A 20776-nucleotide genomic window follows, 5' to 3' on the forward strand; every position below is an offset into this window, starting at 1 on the left:
ATGAGCACAATACGGAGTCAATGGAAAGACATCCTGACAAGTAAAAAGCTATTAATCCCCATTATCGCAATTTTGTTTGTTCCGCTGATTTACAGCGGGGTTTTCTTAAAGGCATATTGGGACCCTTACGGCACAGTCGATCAGCTCCCGGTTGTCGTGGTGAACCAAGACAAAGGGGAAAAATATGAAGGGAAAAATCTTCAGATCGGCGATGACCTGGTAAAAGAATTAAAAGACAATGAAAATTTTGACTGGCACTTTTCAGACGATCTCGATCAATCTTTAAAGGACTTATTAAATCAAAAATACTATTTAGTTGTCGAGATTCCGGAAGATTTCTCAAAAAATGCCAGCACCGTGCTTGAGAAAAATCCGAAAAAACTGGATTTAAAGTACCATACGAATGCCGGTTCGAACTATGTCGGAGCGACAATCAGCGAAAAGGCAATAGATAAGCTGAAAGCCTCTGTGTCAAAAGAAGTGACAAAGCAATACGCTGAAGTTATTTTTGATAACTTTAAGGATATTGCCAAAGGTTTAGGCGACGCGAGCAGCGGAGCAAAGAAAATTGATGACGGTACAAAAGACGCGAAAAACGGAAGTTCGCAGCTGAAAGAGAATTTGGAGAAACTGACTGAGAGCACCGCAACCCTCAGTGATAAAACGAAACAGCTGTCAGACGGAGCGGCCAAAGTGACGAGCGGCATTAAAACGCTAGACAGCTCGTTAGGCAAATTCCAAGAAAGCAGTAATACTATCTATGAAAATGCTGGTCTACTTGCAGAAAAAACCGGTGAGCTGAGCGATGGCCTGAAACAAGGTTTAGACGGCCAACGCCAATTGCAAAAAAATATTCCGAATCTGACAAATGGACTCAATGAGATGAATCAGAAGGCTTTAGAGACTTCTCAAAAAGTGACAGAGGCCGAAAAGTTCATTAATTCGATAGATACAAGCGGGCTCGAACAAGCAATTAAAAATCTTCAAGACACAGAAACAGAAGTGCAGAAATTCAGCAAACAACTGAAAGAGCTCGAACAAAATATTAAAAATCGTGATAAAGCATTAAAAAATATTATCAATTCAAGTAAATTTTTAACAGATGAACAAAAAAGTCAATTAATCAATTCAGTCGATAACCAGCTTCCGAAGATTGATCTTCCCGATGTGGATAAGATTTTGAATCAGCTTCCTTCAGCAGGGAATCTTCCTGATATCTCAGGTATAAAAAGTTCGCTGGAAGAAGTGAAAGCAAAAGTGCAGGAATTGAAGGCACTCCCTCAGGCCACGTCTAAGCTATATAACGGAGCGGTCGACATTCAAAATGCCATTAACCAATTGGAGGAAGGAACAACTAAACTTTACACCGGAGCGCAAGCGATAAATGAAAATCAAAATAAACTGACGGCAGGTATTGGCGAATACAATAAAAAGTTTGCTGAAGCAAAAGCCGGATCAAGTGAATTAGTCTCAGGGAGCTCCCAAGTGTCAGGCGGCCTGTTGAAGCTTTTAGACGGCACTAATCAGCTGCAAAACGGTTCTTCTCAGCTTGCCGAAGGATCAGGGTCGCTAGACAGCGGTCTTGGCAAACTGTTGGACGGAACAGGCGAACTGTCAAATAAACTGAAGGATGCGGCTGATGAAACTGGAGATGTCAAAGCAGATGACAAGACATACAGCATGATTGCCGAACCGGTTGAGACAGACGATAATGCGATTCATTCCGTTCCTAACTACGGTACCGGATTAACCCCGTATATTTTATCTATGGGCTTGTATGTCGGAGGTTTGATGCTGACAGTCGTGTTCCCGCTAAAAGAAGCCTCAGGACGGCCGAGAAACGGCTTTGAATGGTTCTTCAGCAAGTTTAGCGTTATTGTGCTTGTCGGGGTGATTCAGGCCCTGATCGTGGCCACAGTGCTATTGAAAGGCTTGGGACTTGATGTAGAAAGCACCTGGAGATTTTATGTCTTTACCATCATTACAAGTCTCGCCTTCCTGTCAATAATACAATTATTGGCGACGACGATGGGCAATCCGGGCCGATTTATTGCGGTCATCATTCTGGTGCTGCAGCTCGGAGCAAGCGGCGGAACATTCCCGTTAGAACTGCTCCCGAATTTCTATCAGGTCATCCACTGGGCATTGCCGATGACGTACAGCATTAATGGATTCAGGGCGGTTATCTCAAACGGAGATTTCGCTTACATGTGGCATCAGGCCGGTATATTACTCGGTATTGCTTTTGTGATGATCCTGTTAAGTATTACTTACTTTACAATCTTGAGCCGGAAAGAAAAAACACCAACAGAGGATCAGCCGGCATAATGAAGCTTTAAAAAAAGAACTTGTTTCCGAACACGGAAACAAGTTCTTTTTTATTAAAATCCCCATCTTATCAGTAAGCCTGTATAAGTCAGCCCTCCGCCAAATCCAAATAACACTAGCGTATGGTCTTTTTTCAGCTTGCCTGCCTTCACAGCTAAGTCAAGCGCCAGAATAATTGAAACAGAAGACGTATTTCCGAAGTATTCAACACTTGTGAGTGTTTTTTCTGCGGGGAACAATGTTTTTTCACAAATAGACTCAATCATGCGCATATTGGCGCTGTGCGGAACAAACCAATCGAGGTCCTCTGGACGCAAGTCAGCTTTATGTATGAGCTGGTGAAACTCCGCAGGCACCGTTCTGGCGGCCCATTTGTATACTTCACGGCCGTTTTGGACCATTTTCCCCGTTTCTTCGAGCTTTTGGCCGTTTAGATCGCTTCGCAGCCCTGTGCGGTACAGAACATCGGCTCCATTGCCGTTTGTACCCTGAACGGAGGCCAAGAAGCCAGGGGATTGTTCATCATATTCAACCAATAATGCGCCGGCGGCATCGCCAAACAGGACGCAGGTCGTTCTGTCAGTGTAATCCGTTACTTTTGATAATGTCTCCCCGGCGATAACGATCACTTTTTTGTGCAGGCCGGATGTAACCAATCCATTTGCCATATGAAGCCCATATGTCAGCCCCGCGCACGTTGCATTGATATCAAGAGCGCCGGTCTGTTCCCAGCCGAAGTACTCTTGAACGCGGCAGGCCGTGCTCGGAAATGCATAGTCCGATGTGGTCGTGGCTACAAGAATCATATCCACATCTTCCAGAGTGCCTTCATATCGTCTCTGTAAATCCTTTACAGCTTCAATACAAAAATCAGAGGTGAATTCGTGATCACCGGCAATGCGGCGCTCTTTCATCCCTGTACGCTGAACAATCCATTCATCCGAGGTATCAACAATTTTTTCAAGATCTTTATTTGTTAAACGCTTGCTCGGCACATAGGTGCCAATGGCTGAAATTTTTGCCTTAGACAATGTCACCACTCCTTTATGATCAGATTATAACATTAGATATTAGTATCTGGTACTAAAGAATAGCAAAATAAGAAGGTATTTTGTGAAAAAGAGAGAAGATAACGGATGAGAGGGAACGTATTTGATCTTTAACACCGTCCTCTGTATCACCCGGCTGAGCCGCGAAACAAAAAAACTCCCCCAAGCAGAAAATCATTCAAACTGCTTGGAAGAAGTCTTGAAAAGAAATATTCTTTTCAGCATGGGTCATAAAGAATATTTCTTATTTGGATTTACCAGCTTCTGTGTTTATTACAATTACAGCCACAATGGTGTTTCTTTCTTTTCTTTTTGCAAGGGTCATGACACTCTCTCTTCTTTTTACAAGGGTCGTGGTCATGGCAATCTTTATCGAACCAGTCATCAAAGAACCAGAAATCATCGAACCAATCATCGTGGAATTTCCGTTTATGTGAATGACGACAGCACATAGATACCCCTCCTATTCCCATGCCTCCCTACAACATATGAAGAATGAATAGAAAAAGATTGGACGTGTCCATCGGGTAAAGAGTATATTTTAAGAAGAAATAGAATGATAAAAAGGAGGAATGGTTTTGACGTCAGTTCGAAAAACAATGAAGCTTATCAAAGAGCTTGTCCAAATACCAAGTCCAACGGGAAATACATTTGAGGTGATTGCATATATTGAAAGCCTCTTAAAAGAGTGGAAGGTAGAAACCATTCGAAATCATAAGGGAGGTTTGATCGCAACGTTGCCGGGACGAAATGAAGAGCGCCAACGGATGCTGACGGCGCACGTTGACACACTCGGCGCTATGGTGAAGGAAATAAAAGCTGACGGCAGACTTAAGATTGATTTAATCGGGGGATTCCGCTATAACTCGATTGAGGGCGAGTACTGCCAAATTGAAACCTCTTCAGGAAAAACGTATACGGGCACCATTTTGATGCATCAAACCTCTGTGCATGTTTACAAAGATGCGGGAAAGGCTGAACGCAATCAGGAGAACATGGAGATACGGCTTGACGAACCGGTGCGCAGCAGGCGTGATACAGAGGAGCTGGGCATTGGAGTCGGTGATTTTGTTTCATTTGACCCGCGTGTAGAGGTTACGCCGAGCGGTTTTATCAAATCACGCCATCTTGATGATAAAGCCAGTGTCGCCTTACTGCTGCAATTGATCCGCCAAATCAAAACAGAAGAGATCGAGCTGCCGTACACCACTCATTTTCTCATTTCTAATAATGAAGAAATCGGGTATGGCGGGAATTCCAATATTCCGGCGGAAACGGTAGAATACTTGGCTGTTGACATGGGGGCTATCGGAGACGGGCAAGCAACAGATGAATATACAGTCTCTATTTGCGTAAAGGATGCCAGCGGACCGTACCATTATCAATTGAGAAAGCATCTGACAGAGCTGGCGGAGAAACATGGGATTGAGTATAAGCTTGATATCTATCCTTATTACGGCTCAGATGCGTCAGCAGCAATCAAATCTGGACATGATATCGTCCATGGGCTGATCGGTCCGGGCATTGATGCGTCACACGCGTTTGAGCGCACCCATGAATCGTCTCTGCGCCATACTGCCAAGCTTTTATACTATTATGTGCAATCTCCTATGGTATAAAAGGGAGAAGATTATGGTTCACTAGAATCAGCCGAAGTGATCAGGCTGACAAACATAACAAAAAGCCTGCCGGACTATAGTCCGGCAGGCTTTTTGATTAACCGGAAATCGTAGCGTCTTGTTCTGTTTTAGAACGGCTCATGATTTCCGCTCCTTTAACAGGATCGTATTGGCCTTCCCATTTTGACATAACAACTGAAGCCAGTGCGTTACCTGTCAAGTTTACTACAGTACGGGCCATATCCATGATCCGGTCAACACCTGCGATGAAGGCAAGTCCTTCTGCCGGAACGCCGATGGTTCCCAATGTCGCAAGCAAGACGACAAAAGAAGTGCCAGGCACGGCAGCCATACCTTTAGAAGTGACCATCAAGACGAGTACAAGTGTAATCTGATGCCAAATCGTCAAGTCAATTCCGTACACCTGCGCTAGGAACAGGGCGGCAATGGATTGATAGAGCACAGAGCCGTCCAAGTTAAACGTATATCCGATCGGCACGACAAAAGAAACGATACCTTTTGGACAGCCGATTTTCTCCATTTTTTCCATGATGCGAGGAAGAACGGTTTCTGAACTGGACGTACTGAACGCCAGTAAAATTTCGTCCTTCATGTAGGCAAGGAATTTAAATATGTTCACGCCGGCAAGTTTACCGACGATCCCAAAGATTACGATTAAGAAGAAAGCAAGCGCGACGTAAACTAATCCGACGAGCTTTCCTAGGGAAAGCAATGAACCGAGCCCGAATTTGGAAACGGTAACACCGATAAGAGCGAAAACTCCAAACGGCGCCACTTTCATGACAAGATTCACCACATGGAACATAGCGTGGGATACACCGTCAAAAAAGGCCAAAACAGGCTTTCCTCTTTCGCCGATTGCTGAAATTCCTAATGCAAATAAGACGGTAAAACAAATGATCGCAAGCAGATCGCCTTCAGCCAATGATTGGAAGAAGTTTGTCGGCACAATATGGAGAAATGTCTCTGCCACTGATTTCGTGCTTTGCTCTTTCTCTGTTTCAACATATTGGCTGATGTCTGATTTTTGCGCACTTTCGATGTTAACACCCGTTCCCGGCTGGAATAGATTTGCAAGGGCAAGGCCGAGAATAATCGCAAATGTTGTAATTATCTCAAAATAGAGAATAGTACGGAATCCAAGTTTACCGACTTGCTTGCCGCTTCCCGCTCCGGCTACACCGATAATTAAGCTTGAGACAACAATCGGGATGACAATCATTTTAATTAAACGTAAAAACAAGTCGCCCACAGGCTGTAAGTACGTAACTACCGCAGGGTTGCCATACCAAATGACCCCTACGACTACCCCGAGTATAAGACCAACAAATATTTGAGTTGCTAATCCAAAGCGTAATTTTTTCATAGATACCCTCCCGAAGAAAAAATACTAATATATCATAAAAGACATATATTAATTCTCACTAATAGATCAAATTATACTGGATAAGAAAACATTTCGTCTATAGTTAAATAGAGTTAGAAAATATAGAATAATCTGACAAATTCAGTAAACCTTCTATAATCATCCAATTAAGGTGAGGTTTGTCCTGTTTAAAATGAATCATTATTTTAGAATTATCAGTCAGAAAAGCAATGCTCATAAAAAAATCCCACTGCAAAAGAGTGAGATAAGGAATTTCTTTTTATTTACATATCGCTAATTTTCATACAACGATCGCAAACATTTCCATAACACTCATGCTGTTCAGATATCTCTTTTCCGCATTCCCCGCACTTTTTAGAAGGCAGGTTTCTAAAAAATTCTGTAATTTTCCCTAACATAACCAATCCCTCTTTTCCCTTTGTTATGACATCATTGTAATATAACAGATTGTAAAAATCAATAACTGTTTTGATACAATGTTTAAAACATGCAATTTTTAAGAAAAATAGGTATATTGGAGTGGGGTTATTTTTAAAGAATAGATGGGAGGACAATATGAAAGTTACTGTTATCGGGTGCTATGGCGGATTTCCTGCTGCACATGAAGCGACATCGGGATATCTGTTTCAATCGGGTGATTACTCTTTGCTTGTCGATTGCGGAAGCGCTGTTTTGTCAAAGCTATTTGCATATGTGCCTGCTGAAGAGCTGGACGCCGTCATACTGTCCCATTATCACCATGACCATATCGCAGACATCGGGCCGCTGCAATTTGCCAAACAAGTCGGTTCTTTTCTCGGTAAAGGAAAGGAAGCGCTTCCGATCTACGGCCATAATGCTGATATAGAACAGTTTCAGCGGCTTACATATAAATCACATACAAAAGGAATGGCTTATCATCCGGATCAGCCGCTGACCGCGGGTCCTTTTACGATCACTTTCTTAAAAACCGTTCATCCGGTCGTTTGTTATGCCATGCGAATTACTGATGGAATCCATACCGTTGTGTATACAGCCGATTCAAGCTATCAGGATTCATTTATTCCATTTGCCAAAGATGCTGATTTATTGATATCAGAGTGCAATTTTTACGCGGATCAAGACGGAAAAAGCGCAGGCCATATGAACAGCCTTGAAGCGGGACGCATCGCTGAGCGGGCGGGCGCAAAAGAATTGCTTCTCACACATTTGCCGCACTTTGGTGTGCATGAGCGTCTGCGCGATGAAGCGAAAACCGTTTTTCATGGCAACGTGGATATTGCGAAGTCAGGTCTTGTGTGGGGAAAATAAAGGAGGAGCAGCATGTTATTTATAGATAATCAAAATATAAATGATCCGAGGATAAACCTTGCGATTGAGGAGTATTGTTTGAAATATTTAGATCCCGAGCAGCCTTATTTGCTTTTTTATGTGAATCAGCCGTCGATTATTATCGGGAAAAATCAAAATACGATTGAAGAAATCAATACGAAGTATGTTGAGGACAACGGAATTATTGTAGTTCGGCGTCTGTCAGGCGGCGGTGCTGTCTATCATGATTTGGGAAATCTGAATTTCAGCTTCATCACAAAAGATGACGGGGACAGCTTTCACAATTTCAAGAAGTTCACAGAGCCGGTGATCCAGGCTTTGAAACAGCTTGGCGTTGATGCTGAATTAAGCGGACGGAACGATATTGTCGCAAACGGCCGGAAAATTTCGGGGAATGCCCAGTTTGCGACGAAAGGCCGGATTTTCAGCCACGGGACGCTTCTGTTGGATTCAGCAATTGACAATGTGGTGTCGGCGTTAAAGGTGAAGAAGGATAAAATCGAATCAAAAGGCATTAAATCCATCAGAAGCCGTGTGGCAAATATCAGTGAGTTTCTTGATGATAAAATGTCGACAAACGAATTTCGCAGCCATTTGCTTCACCATATTTTCAATACAAATGACATTACCAAGGTGCCTGAATATAAATTGACGGAAGAAGACTGGAAAATCATTAACAAGATTTCCGAAGAACGCTATCAAAATTGGGACTGGAATTTCGGGAAATCTCCGAAGTTCAACCTGCAGCACTCAAAGCGCTTTCCGATTGGATCAATCGATTTGCGCTTGGAAGTCAAAAAAGGAATCATAGAGGACTGCAGCATATTCGGAGATTTCTTTGGTGTCGGAGATGTAGCTGATATTGAAAACGCGCTGATCGGAAAACAATACGAGCGCAAGGCGATTGCAGACGCTTTAGAAGGCTTTGATATGAAACACTACTTCGGAAAGATCGGAACAGACGATTTTCTAGAATTGATTTATTAATAAAGAACATTGCATAAACGCATCGTTTGATATGTAAAAGCAGTTTTGAAATAATATAAGAAGAAATGATAGGAGGGATATGCATAATGAAGGTGTTTTTAATTGGAGCTAACGGACAGATCGGGCAAAGGCTTGTCGGGCAATTTCAGCAAAACGGCGCCCATACGGTCAGAGCGATGGTCAGAAAACCAGAGCAAAAAGAGGCGCTTCAAGCATCTGGCACAGAGGCTGTCATTGCTAACTTAGAAGGAAGCCCGGAAGAAATCGCGGCTGCTGCAAAGGGCTGTGATGCGATTGTGTTTACAGCGGGTTCAGGCGGGAGCACAGGACATGATAAAACACTATTGATCGATCTCGACGGAGCGGCAAAAGCAATTGAAGCGGCCGAGATTGCGGGAATCAAGCGGTTTATCATGATCAGCGCTCTGCAAGCCCACAATCGTGAAAATTGGAATGAGTCTTTAAAACCTTATTATGCAGCCAAGCATTACGCAGATAAAATCCTTGAAGCAAGCGGATTAACATATACGATTATCCGCCCGGGAGGCCTTCTGAACGAAGCGGGCACCGGTCTTGTTTCCGCAGCCGCTGATGTAGAAAGAGGCTCGATCTCCCGCGACGATGTGGCGGCAGCTGTCATAGCTTCATTAGACGAATCCAATACAGAAAATCAAGCCTTCGATCTGACAGCGGGAGAAACACCGATCGCCGAGGCATTGAAAAATTTGTAAAATTGATAAGCGTTTGCTGACACTCGGGGCTTTTTGCTCTTGAGTGTTTTTTCCTGTTTCTCTATAATAAGGGGGAAAGCTTATTTCGTTTAATGAATGGCTATTCATTCATTTTTTACAAAAGGGGTGGGAGAATGAATCTGGTTTCCAAATTAGAGGAAACAGCAGCTGTGAAACCTGACAAAACCGCTTGTATATTTGGCGGCGAGTCTATTACGTATGAAGAACTGAGAGAGAGCATTTTCAGATTTGCCAATGGGTTGCAGGATTTAGGGATGGAAAAAGGGGACCATCTTGCGCTGCTGCTCGGCAATACACCTGATTTTGTCATCTCGTTTTTTGGAGCGCTGAAAGCCGGAATTGTGGTTGTGCCGATTAACCCGACATACACACCGACAGAAATCGGCTATATGCTGACAAACAGCGATGTGAAAGCGATTGTCGGTATTGATCAGCTGCTGCCGGTGTATGAGCGCATGCATGAAGCCTTGCCTAAGGTGGAACACGTGATTTTAAGCCAAACAAGCACAGAAGAGCCGGAGGCGGAAGAGCCTCAGGTAAAAACAAAAATGACAACGTTTACAAAGATGATGAATCCGATCAATCGGAGCCGAAGCTACCCGAAGCTCTCTCATGATGACACCGCTGTTATTTTATACACCTCGGGAACAACGGGAAAACCGAAAGGCGCCATGCTGACCCATCAAAATTTATACTCTAATGCAAATGATGTCGCCGGTTATCTGGGAATGGATGAGAGAGACAAAATTGTCGCCGCGTTGCCGATGTTTCACGTGTTTTGCTTAACCGTCTGTATGAACGCACCGCTTATGAGCGGAGCTTGTGTGCTGATTGAGCCTCAATTCAGCCCGGCGGCTATTTTTAAGCTGGTTAAAGACCGGGAGGCGACCATATTTGCCGGCGTTCCGACAATGTATAACTACTTATATCAGTATGAAAAAGGTTCTCCACATGATTTTGCTTCTATCAGATTATGCATCTCAGGCGGCGCTTCAATGCCGGTCGCTCTATTAAACGCTTTTGAAGAAAAATTCTCCGTTGCCATTTTAGAAGGGTACGGGCTTTCCGAAGCTTCTCCGGTCACCTGCTTTAATCCGTTTGACAGAGGGAGGAAGCCGGGCTCCATTGGGACAAACATCTTACACGTAGAAAATAAAGTCGTCGATCCTCTCGGCCGTGAGCTGCCGGATCATCAGGTTGGGGAGCTGATCGTAAAAGGCCCCAATGTAATGAAGGGCTATTACAAGATGCCGATCGAGACGAAGCATGCGTTAAAAGACGGATGGCTGTATACTGGGGATTTGGCCAGACGTGATGAGGATGGCTACTTTTACATTGTGGATCGTAAAAAGGACATGATTATTGTCGGGGGGTATAATGTGTATCCGCGCGAGGTAGAAGAGGTGCTGTACAGCCATGAAGATGTCAAAGAAGCTGTTGTGATAGGCGTGCCTGATGCGAAAAGCGGGGAGGCGGTCAATTGCTATATTGTGCCGAAACGGCTTTCTTTAACGGAAGAAGAGATTATGCAGCATTGTGAAAAGCATCTTGCCAAATATAAACGTCCCGCCGCGATTATCTTTCTTGAGGAAATTCCTAAAAACGCGACAGGGAAGATTTTAAGAAGGGCGCTGAGGGATACCCTGCCTAAATGACATACAAAAAACGCGAAGCCAAAAGGGCTTCGCGTTTTCATGCTGCGTTGAACGGTCAATCTTTTGCTTCTTTTTTGATAATGGTTTGCAAAGCCTTCGTATCGTTTCGGGTTAATTTGTAATACGTTCCTTCATGTAAAAAGACAGCCTGTTTATTATCATCGAACCATAAGCTGAATGAATCAAAGCGATCTTCATGGAACTTCACCGTTCCTTCATAGTCAGGATTTGACTGTTTGTCTGTCTTTATTTGTTTTCCCTGGTTCATGATGTCCAGCATATCTTTTACATGCTGTCTTCTTTCAATTTCGATAACTTCATTTTTGTCCGAAGACAACGTAATCAAATCTGCGTTGACCGATTGAAAAACGTCTCCTGATCGGCTGTACAGATAGAAAAAAGCAACAAGCATAAGACCGAGAACGACGATGACCGCCACTATTTTTTTCATGCACATCACTCCAAACATTTCATAGTTTCCCCAGCAGTAAAGCTTTCCATCCCCATATATTGAGAAAAAATTGACAAATGATTGAAGCTGTGTGAGGTTGATTATACATTTGGCAGTCATGGGAGAAACAAAGGGCTTGGTTCTAAGAATCTAAAAAAATGATTACAATAGAAGTAAAGTTAGTGATGTAAGGGGTGAGACAACGATGCGCAAATGGATTGCGGGAGCGGGCCTTGTTTATGTGTTATACGGCCTTTTTATTTATTGGTACCTCTTTATGACGGGCGATGCCGCTGTGCCTGAAGCTGTAAGAGGAACGGAAGCTGATCCTGCCTCGTTTATGAAGCCGTCTCAACTGGCGGTCGCGGAACAATATTCAAACATAAAGAACTTTTTATTTTTTATCGGCATTCCGCTTGATTGGTTTTTATTTTTTATTCTATTAATTACCGGCATTTCAAAGAAAATTAAACAGTGGATGGCAACGGCTGTGCGATTTCAGTTTTTGCAGGTGGCCGGTTTTGTGTTTGTACTGTCTCTTATCGTCGCAGCAGTCACTTTGCCATTAGACTGGATCGGCTATCAGGTGGCTCTTGACTATAACATTTCGACACAAACAGCGGCCAGTTGGGCAAAAGACCAAATCATTGATTTTTGGATCGGTTTTCCGCTGTTTACAGTCTGTGTGCTTGTGTTTTACTGGCTCATCTCAAAGCATGAAAAAAGATGGTGGCTTTATGCATGGTGTTTAACCGTGCCGTTTACCCTGTTTTTGTTCTTTTTACAGCCCGTTGTCATTGATCCTCTATATAACGATTTTTACCCGTTGCAGAACAAAGAGCTGGAAAGCAAAATTTTAGCCTTGGCGAATGAAGCTGATATTCCGGCAGATCACGTGTACGAAGTCAATATGTCGGAAAAAACAAATGCGCTGAACGCTTATGTGACAGGGATCGGGGCCAATAAACGGATCGTTCTGTGGGATACGACGCTCAACAAACTGAACGATTCTGAAATTTTGTTTATTATGGGGCATGAAATGGGCCACTACGTCATGAAGCATGTTTATATCGGACTGGCTGGCTATTTGCTGCTGTCGCTAGCGGGATTGTATGTGATTGATAAAATTTACAGGCAGGTTGTCCGTACTTTCGGCGCAAGGCTTCATATCAATGGAAAAGGGGATATAGCGGCTCTTCCTTTGCTGCTTCTGCTGATTTCCGTGCTGACATTTGCGTCAACGCCTTTTTCAAATGCGGTTTCCCACTATCAGGAGAATGCTGCTGATCAATATGGGATGGAGTTGACTAGAGACCGGAAAGCTGCTGTCGATACGTTTCAGGATTTAGCTGTAACGGGGCTCACCCAAGTCAATCCGCCGCTTTTAGTCAAGTTGTTCAGAAATAGCCACCCTTCTATTATGGAGCGGATTGAGCATGCGGAAACAAACGAGAAAACCGAAGAGAACCCTACATCTAAGCCAGATTCTGATCAATAAAAAAGAGAAGCAGGCATGAACCTGCTTCTCTTTTTGCTTATTGCGCTGCTGCCTGAACGTTGATTAAGCCTTTTCCGTAGTAGAAAGAGTTTCCAAGGTTAGTGGCAGTGCTCTCTAAACTGTTGCGGACTTGAGAGTTTGTCCAGTTAGGGTGCTTAGAAAGAACCAATGCAGCGGCTCCGGCAACATGCGGAGAAGCCATTGATGTTCCGTTGTAAGAACCGTAGCTGCTTCCCGGAAGTGTGCTTTGAATTGAAACGCCCGGTGCCATGACATCTAGCTCAGAGCCTGCGCTGGAGAAAGATGCTCTTTGGTTATTGCTGTCCACCGCGCCAACCGCAATGACAGAAGGATATTTCGCAGGATAGCCGACTGTGCTTGTGCTTCCTGATGAACCGCTGTTTCCGGCTGCCGCCACTACAACGATTCCTTGAGAAACAGCTTTATCTACAACTGCTTTTAAAGCTGTTGAACCTTGTGGTCCGCCAAGGCTCATATTAATGACGTCCATGTTGTTGGAAATTGCCCATTCGATTCCGTTAATAATCCAGCTGTAATCACCGCTTCCTGAAGAAGAAAGAACTTTTACAGCATATAGGGATGCGCTTGGCGCGACACCAAGTACACCAACTGAGTTATTAAGCGCTGCAACAGTTCCGGCAACGTGAGTTCCGTGTGAATTTCCATCTTGGAAAGGGTTTGGCTCAGACGGGACAAAGCTTGCTCCGCCGCTGACTTTTAAATCAGGATGAGAAGAGTCGATACCGCTGTCGATTACAGCGACTTTAACGTTAGAGCCGGTGTAGCCCTGGGAATGTACAGCAGGCGCTTTGATTTGGGAGATGCCATAAGGTACTGACTGAGCTAATGCGTGAGCTGTGTGATCTTCTTCTACGTATGCGATGCTTGGATCATTTTTCAGCTCTTTTACAGCCTCTTTGTCTAAAGTCGCTGTCGCCGCATCTACATACTTGAACTGTTTCTGTAATTTTCCGCCGTTTTCAGCAATGACATCTTTTTTCGCTGCGGCGCTCATTGCCCCCATTGTCTGTTTAAATCCGACAATATACTTCTTTTCTTCACTGCTTTTTCCTGCAGCCTGAGCCGGGGACATACTGCTGAACGCCATCGTAAAGACTAAAGTGAATGCAAACAACAAGCCGATCCATAATTTCCTGCTTCTCACTCTTTACCCTCTCCTTATATCGAATTTAGAATAATCCTATCTTTGGGATTATTCTGTAAATTTATTGTAATAGATGGAAACGTTTTTTAGTAGACCCATTTTTTTACGAACGTTTTAATTCTATTTAGGTATATCATCTCTCGTTATTTCAGTAGAGACTCGAAAGATCTAAAAATATTGAAGAAAAAATGAAAATTGGCATGAGTAAATGATCATGGTGTAGAAATTTCTGATGAAATCAGGCAGAATCTCCTGAATCTCTTATTTTTCCGAACAAGAAAATCAGTGCAAATGACCTGCCTGTCAAATGACAAGAAGAAACGAATACTATTTTGATATTCTATCACTGTATGCATAACAAAATAATTTGTATAAAAAATTCTGATTAATGTAAAATAGGTTCATCTGAATCTTATAGAAAGGGAGAATAAATGATGAACATTTATCAAGCAGAACTGAAGGATATCAAAGGAATCACACCGCTTTTTAATAAATACCGGGAGTTTTATCGCCAGGCGCCGGATCAGGACGGGGCAGAGACGTTTTTGAAAACACGTTTAAAAAATGGAGAATCTGTTATCTTTACGGCATCGGAAAATGGTGGATATCTTGGATTTGCCCAGCTCTATCCAGTTTTTTCATCCGTGGCGATGAAAAGAACTTACATATTGAATGATTTATTTGTTGCCGAACATGCCCGAAAAAAGGAGCCGGCCAAAAGCTTTTGGCGGCTGCGAAGGAGTTTGCAGCACAAAATGGAGCGAAGTCGCTGTCGCTTCAAACTGCTCCGGATAATCATGCTGCAAGAAGTTTATATGAGCAGAACGGCTATGAAGAGGATACCGATTTTATCCATTACATCTGCAAGGTGCAGACGACATAAAAAACGAAGCTGAATGATTTGGTTTTTCGAAGGCATTTCGGTACGATAGAAGCTAAAAAGGAGTGTGCCGTATGACCAAATCTTTTCAAGCCGTGCTTGCAGAAAAACACGGTGATGATGTATCAGTAAAAGTGACAACTATGACGGATGAAGATTTGCCGCCAGACGGCGTTCTGATCAAAACCGCCTTTTCAGGAATAAACTATAAGGACGGGCTGGCCGGCAAAGCGGGCGGAAATGTTGTCAGAGAATATCCGCTTATTCTGGGGATTGATGCGGCGGGTACTGTCGTATCTTCAAATGATTCCCGGTTTCAAGAGGGAGATGAAGTCATTGCGACAAGCTATGAACTCGGTGTCTCCCGTCATGGCGGGTTGAGCGAGTATGTATCTGTTCCCGGAGATTGGCTTGTCTCTTTGCCTAAGCATCTTTCCCAAAAAGAAGCGATGGTTTACGGAACAGCGGGCTTTACCGCCGCATTGTCCGTCCACCGCCTTGAAGAAAACGGACTGTCCCCGGAAAAGGGCAGTGTACTTGTCACAGGGGCAACCGGAGGCGTAGGGGGCATTGCCATTTCCATCCTGAGTCAGCGGGGATATCATGTCGTTGCGAGCACCGGAAATCAAGCCGCTGCTGATTACCTTAAACAGCTCGGGGCAAATGAAGTGATCAGCCGGGAAGACGTCTATGACGGCAAGCTGAAGGCGTTATCTAAGCAGCAATGGCAGGGAGCTGTCGATCCTGTCGGCGGAAAACAGCTTGCTTCACTTTTAAGCAAGATTCAATATGGCGGCTCTGTCGCTGTCAGCGGGTTGACGGGCGGAGGAGAGGTTCCTGCGACGGTATTTCCGTTTATTCTCCGCGGAGTGAATCTGCTGGGAATCGATTCAGTTTACTGTCCGATGGAAACGAGAAAAGCAGTTTGGCAGCGAATGGCTGGAGACTTAAAGCCTGATCATCTGCTGAATATAGTCGACAAAGTGATATCGTTACAGGAAGTGCCTGACGCATTAAACGATATTTTGGAAAATAAAATTCAAGGAAGAGTCATTGTGGAACTGTAATAAAGAAAGGTCTCTCGCGAGGGGCCTTTTTTTATTGTTGAATCTATTTAAATAAGTAATAAAAGCAATTGTTGATAATGATTATCATTGTTATTTGTTTCGTCCATGCTATAATATTTCATGGGTATTGCCCTATAGAAGAAAACAATAGAACAAACAGGAGAGAGTTGAAAGCTATGAAGAAAATACTGACAATTCTTACAGTTGTCATACTCGCTGTGACCGCAGCGGCATGCTCTTCTTCAGCAGGCAATAAAAAAAGTGCTGAAGAGCAGATTACAATCAAGCATGATTTAGGAAAAACAAAAGTCGCCAAAAACCCAAAACGGGTTGTTGTTCTTGAATTAGGCTTTATCGATACATTATTAGACCTCGGCATTAAACCCGTCGGTGTGGCGGATGATAATAAAGCGAAGCAGCTGATTAACAAGGATGTGCTGAAAAAAATTAACGGCTACACGTCAGTCGGCACCCGGTCGCAGCCCAGCATGGAAAAAATCGCTTCATTAAAACCAGATTTAATCATTGCTGATTCTAGCCGGCACAGCGGCGTGTACGAGCAGCTCAAAAAAATCGCGCCAACGATTGCTTTGGAAAATTTAAACGCAGATTACCAGGATACACTTGATGCTTCTCTGACAATTGCAAAGGCAGTGGGAAAAGAGAGCGAGATGGAGAAACAGCTGACAGCGCATGAAGAAAAGCTGAGCAATGTAAAAAGAAAGCTTGGAGCTCAAGGAGAGTCTGTTCTCTTAATCGGGAATACCAATGACGCAATTACCGCAAGAGATGAAAACTTTTTCACTTCGCGTCTGCTGGCCCAAGTCGGTTACAGATACGCGATCAATAAATCTGACAACAGCAAAACAAGCAACGGAGAATCCGTTAATATGAAGATGACGCTTGAGCAGCTTTTGGATACAGATCCTGATGTTATTGTTTTAATGACAGGGAAAACAGACAATGTAGATCAAGACGGCAAACGGCCGATCGAAAAAGACCCTCTGTGGAAGAAGCTGTCTGCGGTGAAAAACGGACACGTCTATCACGTTGATCGGGCGGTGTGGTCACTTCGCCGCAGTGTTGACGGGGCTGATGCTATTTTAGATGAGATCGAAAAAAATATGCTTCCATCCTAAAACAATATCAAATGCTTTGGTTCGCCGGGGCATTTGATGTTGTTTATTTCATTTTTGAGAGAGGACTGAACACAACATGCGCTCTGTTTCTCAGCAGAAAGAAGGGACGAGAAGCGGGAGAAAGTATGCGCTGCTTGCGGCGTTTCTGATTGCTTTGCTGCTTTTCAGCTTTACGCTATCCATTTCCGCAGGTTCTTCCTATATTCCTATGCTAGACATCATTGATGCGGTATTTCATGACGATGGGTCAAAGCTTCATTCTATTATCCTGTCGATTCGGATTCCACGTGCCATTGAGGCTGCTTTCATCGGTGCAAATCTGGGCGCCGCGGGCGCGCTGATGCAGGCAATGACTAGAAATGCGCTGGCGTCCCCGGGGATTTTTGGCATAAATGCGGGCGCGTCAGTCGCGGTCGTCTTGCTTCTTGTGGTCTTTCCGGCAGCCGTCCCGCTTCATTTTACAATGATTGGAGCTTTCATGGGCGGGGGCGCGTCAGTTTTGGCGGTTTATGCTGTTTCTTCTTTTTTTAATGAAGGTCAAAAGGAGATTGGCTTTGCGCTGACGGGCATCGTCATTCAGGCGATTCTAGCCTCTATTACCCAGATGTTATTGATCTTTAATGAAGAAAATACAGAAACCGTTTTATTTTGGCTTGCGGGTTCTCTTTCAGGAAGCAGTTGGGAAAAAATAGCCTTCTTGATTCCAGTGAGCGTGACTGCGTTGCTTGTTGCGGTGCTGCTGGGGAAAACGGCATCTGTATTAAGTCTTGGCGAAGACGTATCTAAAGCTCTTGGGCAGAAGGTATGGTTCAGCCGAGTGTTGATCGGATTAACCGTCATCGCTTTGGCAGGGGTTTCTGTTTCGGTAGCGGGACCTATCGGGTTTATCGGTTTAATGGTCCCGCATATGGTTCGTTATATGGCCGGAGCTGATTATCGGGTCGTTATTCCCTTGTCCGCTTTGCTCGGCGCTTCTCTCCTGCTGCTTGCCGATATTTCTTCCAGATTTGTGTATTTTCCTTATGAAACGCCTGTCGGTGTGGTAACCGCTTTTATCGGATCGCCTTTCTTTATTTATTTAGCGAGGAAGAGAAAAGAGGAAACTGACAGATGAAAAAAAACACAGCTAAAAAAACCTGGGGTATCATTACGCTGCTTACCATCCTGCTTGTCCTGCTTATCCTTTTTAATTTGGGAATTGGCGATACGCCGATTGCGTTTGCGGACATCATAAAGGCTCTTGTCGGAGTGGGGGACCCGGGTATACAGTTTACGTTATTCGAATTTAGGCTGCCCAGAATCGCCTTGGCGGTGCTTGCAGGCGCTGCGCTTGCGGTCAGCGGCGTCATTGCCCAATCGGTAATGCGGAATCCTTTGGCCGCGCCGGACACTCTGGGGCTAACAGGCGGTGCCGGACTTGGGGCGGCAATTGTCACGATTTTGCTTCCGGGGGCACACTCATTAATTTTAGCAGGAGCGGCTTTTAGCGGCAGTGTGGCTGCAGCTGTATTTGTCTATTTGCTTGCGTATCGCGAGGGAATATCTCCCGTGCGATTAGCGCTGGTCGGCTGTGCCGTAAGCGCGTTTTGCCATTCAGGCATCCAGCTTTTGATTTCCAGAATAAGCCCTAATGTAAACAGTGCGTTGGTTTGGCTGAGCGGCAGTTTATGGGGAAGGGAATGGGACGATGTCCTTTCTCTGTTGATATGGGCCGTCATTCTGATTCCTCTCGCTTTGTTTCTGGCTGGACCGATGGACTTGATAAAATCGGGAGATGATATCGCGAAAGGCTTGGGTGTCAGTCTTGAAAAAACCCGGCTTCTTTTGCTCGCCATCACCGTTTTTTTAACCGCGGCGGCAGTGTCGGCAGTGGGGACCATCGGGTTTATCGGCTTGATGACGCCTCATATCGCCAGGAAGCTGGGCGGCTTTTATTCTAAACAATTAATCCCTATCTCCGCTCTAATCGGGGCCATTATTTTATTAACGGCCGATGCTATTGGCAGAGGGCTGATTCCGCCAATTGAAATTCCCGCCGGTTTAATTGTCGCTGTTGTGGGCGGACCATTTTTTCTATATCAATTATGGAGAGCGTCAAATCGGAGGAAGAAAAGATAAAGACAGGCGATATAAGCCTGTCTTTATTTTATATATAAGAAGATAAATGGCTGCTCAGGTTGTAATCCTTCACATGCCATTTGTCTTCAATATATTGAATGTTGCTTAAGCATGCATTAACAAGCCTTGTGTTTTCAAGGTTGATTTCTCCGGCGGATATTTCTGACAAAAGGGCGTGAATCGCCACGCCGTGAGCGACAATCAATACCTTTTGGTTTGGGTACGCGTGATTCACCTTTACTAAACCCTCCATCAGCCTGGCTGTTAAGTCTTCTAAAGTCTCCATATTCGGATAGTTTTTATCTGGATAGCGTTTTCTCCGCTCTTCAAGTGACATGCCTTCCGCATCGCCATAGTCCCGCTCTTTGAAATCCTCCATCACTGCAATGGGAAGGTGCAAATATTCATTTATGATTTCTGCTGTTTTTTTCGCCCGTTTCATCGGGCTTGTCACAATGATATCCCAATTAAAGTCCTTTAAATACTCTCCTGTTTCTTTGGCCTGACGCTCTCCCGCTGCGTTTAAAGGAATGTCAGTGCTGCCCTGCAATTTTTTTTGGGCGTTCCAATCTGTTTCTCCGTGCCTGACTAAACAAACGGCAGTCATAAAAATCCCCCTTTCGATGTGTCGGTTGTTGATTCGATATATGTTTATTATACTAAAAAACCGAAAAAAGATTTAAACTAAGGCCTCAAATAAAAGAGCCAGCCCAATTCCGCCGCCGCTTCCGATTGCTGCAACAATAAATTTGCAGTCCACGCGCCTTTGTACTTCATAAAATGAGGGACCGCTGCAGCCATCATCCGGTGCAGTATATGGGGAAGAATATAACCAAGCCTTTAAAAGTAAAATGAAATCAACCACAAAAACATTTGGGAATTTTCCATATATTTGTTATGATTGATTTGAAAGCTAAATACGTGCAGAAATCATTTGCTCAAAAGGGAAGTTCTGTTAGATCCCGCCGATGTCCAGCAACTGTATTTGGGAGCGATTCGAAACAGCAGCTGTCTTTACCAGCACGAAGATGGGAAGGTTCGAGAAGACTTCTTTGTTTGGAACAGTTGAGTATGATACTGATTGCGTGCATCATGAACAACTTTAGTGGTGAAAATTAACTTACGCTGCCTCCTATTATGAGCAGCAGTTGCAAGAAATTATGATGCGGACAGGAATGAGTGAAAAGAAGAAGTTTTTTCGAACATTATTGAAAGGGCTTACAAAAAAATAATTGAAGGGCTTTCGGGAAATGGAAGGAAGAATGATTGAAAGATAAAGAGAAATTTTCCCGGTGGTTAGATGGTGTTTATCGAATATGAATGTTTTC

18 protein-coding genes and 1 pseudogene are annotated in these 20776 nt (G+C 44.0%); 12 read left to right on the forward strand and 7 right to left on the reverse strand.

What is annotated here, in order from left to right; translation table 11 throughout:
* The gene (locus AXI57_RS14375; RefSeq protein ID WP_061670450.1) at positions 1 to 2328 is read left to right on the forward strand and encodes a YhgE/Pip domain-containing protein; all 2328 of its coding nucleotides are present in this window, start codon (positions 1 to 3) and stop codon (positions 2326 to 2328) included.
* A 53-nt stretch (positions 2329 to 2381) separates the two neighbouring features.
* On the opposite strand, the gene fabHB is transcribed toward AXI57_RS14375, so the two are convergent.
* Complete coding sequence (gene fabHB / locus AXI57_RS14380) at positions 2382 to 3359, reverse strand: beta-ketoacyl-ACP synthase III FabHB (protein ID WP_061670451.1); 978 nt, start codon at positions 3357 to 3359, stop codon at positions 2382 to 2384.
* A 262-nt stretch (positions 3360 to 3621) separates the two neighbouring features.
* Positions 3622 to 3792 carry a hypothetical protein gene (locus AXI57_RS21590; RefSeq protein ID WP_155723730.1) on the reverse strand — a complete coding sequence of 57 codons (171 nt, stop codon included), beginning with the start codon at positions 3790 to 3792 and terminating at the stop codon, positions 3622 to 3624.
* A gap of 163 nt (positions 3793 to 3955) precedes the next feature.
* Here AXI57_RS21590 and AXI57_RS14390 point away from each other — a divergent pair, with 163 nt between their 5' ends.
* Entirely contained in the window at positions 3956 to 4996 is a 1041-nt protein-coding gene (locus AXI57_RS14390) for a M42 family metallopeptidase (RefSeq protein WP_003327727.1), read from the forward strand.
* A gap of 97 nt (positions 4997 to 5093) precedes the next feature.
* Here AXI57_RS14390 and AXI57_RS14395 read toward each other — a convergent pair whose 3' ends face one another.
* Positions 5094 to 6383: a cation:dicarboxylate symporter family transporter gene (locus AXI57_RS14395; RefSeq protein WP_003327726.1), complete on the reverse strand. Its 1290-nt coding sequence runs from the start codon at positions 6381 to 6383 to the stop codon at positions 5094 to 5096.
* Between the two features lie 284 nt (positions 6384 to 6667).
* Complete coding sequence (yhfH, locus tag AXI57_RS20985; protein WP_010788137.1) at positions 6668 to 6802, reverse strand: protein YhfH; 135 nt, start codon at positions 6800 to 6802, stop codon at positions 6668 to 6670.
* A 157-nt stretch (positions 6803 to 6959) separates the two neighbouring features.
* Between yhfH and AXI57_RS14400 the strand changes: the two genes are divergently transcribed.
* From AXI57_RS14400 to AXI57_RS14415, 4 genes are all read left to right on the forward strand, one after another.
* Positions 6960 to 7694 (forward strand): MBL fold metallo-hydrolase, encoded by a 735-nt coding sequence (locus AXI57_RS14400; protein WP_061670452.1) that lies wholly within the window; start codon positions 6960 to 6962, stop codon positions 7692 to 7694.
* A 12-nt stretch (positions 7695 to 7706) separates the two neighbouring features.
* Positions 7707 to 8702 (forward strand): lipoate--protein ligase, encoded by a 996-nt coding sequence (lplJ, locus tag AXI57_RS14405; RefSeq protein ID WP_061670453.1) that lies wholly within the window; start codon positions 7707 to 7709, stop codon positions 8700 to 8702.
* 86 nt (positions 8703 to 8788) lie between these two features.
* Positions 8789 to 9433 carry an SDR family oxidoreductase gene (locus AXI57_RS14410; protein WP_061572524.1) on the forward strand — a complete coding sequence of 215 codons (645 nt, stop codon included), beginning with the start codon at positions 8789 to 8791 and terminating at the stop codon, positions 9431 to 9433.
* A gap of 134 nt (positions 9434 to 9567) precedes the next feature.
* A complete protein-coding gene (locus tag AXI57_RS14415; protein WP_061670454.1) occupies positions 9568 to 11109 on the forward strand; it encodes a fatty acid--CoA ligase family protein in 1542 nt (513 codons plus the stop codon).
* 55 nt (positions 11110 to 11164) lie between these two features.
* Here the strand turns inward: AXI57_RS14415 and AXI57_RS14420 are convergent, their stop codons facing one another.
* Entirely contained in the window at positions 11165 to 11560 is a 396-nt protein-coding gene (locus AXI57_RS14420; RefSeq protein WP_003327719.1) for a YhfM domain-containing protein, read from the reverse strand.
* 205 nt (positions 11561 to 11765) lie between these two features.
* Here AXI57_RS14420 and AXI57_RS14425 point away from each other — a divergent pair, with 205 nt between their 5' ends.
* Complete coding sequence (locus AXI57_RS14425) at positions 11766 to 13058, forward strand: M48 family metallopeptidase (RefSeq protein WP_061670455.1); 1293 nt, start codon at positions 11766 to 11768, stop codon at positions 13056 to 13058.
* Between the two features lie 37 nt (positions 13059 to 13095).
* On the opposite strand, the gene AXI57_RS14430 is transcribed toward AXI57_RS14425, so the two are convergent.
* Positions 13096 to 14244, reverse strand: coding sequence for a S8 family peptidase (locus tag AXI57_RS14430; RefSeq protein ID WP_003327717.1), 1149 nt, complete (start codon positions 14242 to 14244; stop codon positions 13096 to 13098).
* Positions 14245 to 14678: 434 nt separating this feature from the next.
* Here AXI57_RS14430 and AXI57_RS14435 point away from each other — a divergent pair.
* The 5 genes and pseudogenes from AXI57_RS14435 to AXI57_RS14455 all read left to right on the forward strand — a co-directional run bounded on the left by AXI57_RS14435 (position 14679) and on the right by AXI57_RS14455 (position 19448).
* Positions 14679 to 15127 (forward strand): annotated as a pseudogene (locus AXI57_RS14435) (N-acetyltransferase family protein).
* A 71-nt stretch (positions 15128 to 15198) separates the two neighbouring features.
* A complete protein-coding gene (locus tag AXI57_RS14440; protein WP_061670456.1) occupies positions 15199 to 16191 on the forward strand; it encodes an acrylyl-CoA reductase family protein in 993 nt (330 codons plus the stop codon).
* Positions 16192 to 16367: 176 nt separating this feature from the next.
* On the forward strand, positions 16368 to 17330 hold the full coding sequence (locus AXI57_RS14445) for an ABC transporter substrate-binding protein (RefSeq protein WP_061670457.1): 963 nt from the start codon (positions 16368 to 16370) through the stop codon (positions 17328 to 17330).
* 76 nt (positions 17331 to 17406) lie between these two features.
* Positions 17407 to 18444 (forward strand): FecCD family ABC transporter permease, encoded by a 1038-nt coding sequence (locus AXI57_RS14450; RefSeq protein ID WP_061670458.1) that lies wholly within the window; start codon positions 17407 to 17409, stop codon positions 18442 to 18444.
* Positions 18441 to 19448, forward strand: a complete 1008-nt coding sequence (locus AXI57_RS14455) for a FecCD family ABC transporter permease (RefSeq protein ID WP_061670459.1) — start codon at positions 18441 to 18443, stop codon at positions 19446 to 19448. The genes AXI57_RS14450 and AXI57_RS14455 overlap by 4 nt, the downstream gene beginning before the upstream one ends.
* Positions 19449 to 19476: 28 nt before the next feature.
* On the opposite strand, the gene AXI57_RS14460 is transcribed toward AXI57_RS14455, so the two are convergent.
* Positions 19477 to 20055 (reverse strand): histidine phosphatase family protein, encoded by a 579-nt coding sequence (locus tag AXI57_RS14460; RefSeq protein ID WP_061571145.1) that lies wholly within the window; start codon positions 20053 to 20055, stop codon positions 19477 to 19479.
* Positions 20056 to 20776: the final 721 nt, after the last annotated feature.

Source organism: Bacillus atrophaeus (genome assembly GCF_001584335.1).
Lineage (GTDB): Bacteria > Bacillota > Bacilli > Bacillales > Bacillaceae > Bacillus > Bacillus atrophaeus.

Excerpts from the sequence above, each read along its gene's own strand:
- AXI57_RS14375 (WP_061670450.1), top strand. The coding sequence starts at position 1 with ATGAGCACAATACGGAGTCAATGGAAAGACATCCTGACAAGTAAAAAG.
- AXI57_RS21590 (WP_155723730.1), bottom strand. The coding sequence starts at position 3,792 with ATGATTGGTTCGATGATTTCTGGTTCTTTGATGACTGGTTCGATAAAG.
- AXI57_RS14395 (WP_003327726.1), bottom strand. The coding sequence starts at position 6,383 with ATGAAAAAATTACGCTTTGGATTAGCAACTCAAATATTTGTTGGTCTT.
- yhfH (WP_010788137.1), bottom strand. The coding sequence starts at position 6,802 with ATGTTAGGGAAAATTACAGAATTTTTTAGAAACCTGCCTTCTAAAAAG.
- AXI57_RS14400 (WP_061670452.1), top strand. The coding sequence starts at position 6,960 with ATGAAAGTTACTGTTATCGGGTGCTATGGCGGATTTCCTGCTGCACAT.
- lplJ (WP_061670453.1), top strand. The coding sequence starts at position 7,707 with ATGTTATTTATAGATAATCAAAATATAAATGATCCGAGGATAAACCTT.
- AXI57_RS14410 (WP_061572524.1), top strand. The coding sequence starts at position 8,789 with ATGAAGGTGTTTTTAATTGGAGCTAACGGACAGATCGGGCAAAGGCTT.
- AXI57_RS14415 (WP_061670454.1), top strand. The coding sequence starts at position 9,568 with ATGAATCTGGTTTCCAAATTAGAGGAAACAGCAGCTGTGAAACCTGAC.
- AXI57_RS14420 (WP_003327719.1), bottom strand. The coding sequence starts at position 11,560 with ATGAAAAAAATAGTGGCGGTCATCGTCGTTCTCGGTCTTATGCTTGTT.
- AXI57_RS14425 (WP_061670455.1), top strand. The coding sequence starts at position 11,766 with ATGCGCAAATGGATTGCGGGAGCGGGCCTTGTTTATGTGTTATACGGC.
- AXI57_RS14440 (WP_061670456.1), top strand. The coding sequence starts at position 15,199 with ATGACCAAATCTTTTCAAGCCGTGCTTGCAGAAAAACACGGTGATGAT.
- AXI57_RS14445 (WP_061670457.1), top strand. The coding sequence starts at position 16,368 with ATGAAGAAAATACTGACAATTCTTACAGTTGTCATACTCGCTGTGACC.
- AXI57_RS14450 (WP_061670458.1), top strand. The coding sequence starts at position 17,407 with ATGCGCTCTGTTTCTCAGCAGAAAGAAGGGACGAGAAGCGGGAGAAAG.
- AXI57_RS14455 (WP_061670459.1), top strand. The coding sequence starts at position 18,441 with ATGAAAAAAAACACAGCTAAAAAAACCTGGGGTATCATTACGCTGCTT.
- AXI57_RS14460 (WP_061571145.1), bottom strand. The coding sequence starts at position 20,055 with ATGACTGCCGTTTGTTTAGTCAGGCACGGAGAAACAGATTGGAACGCC.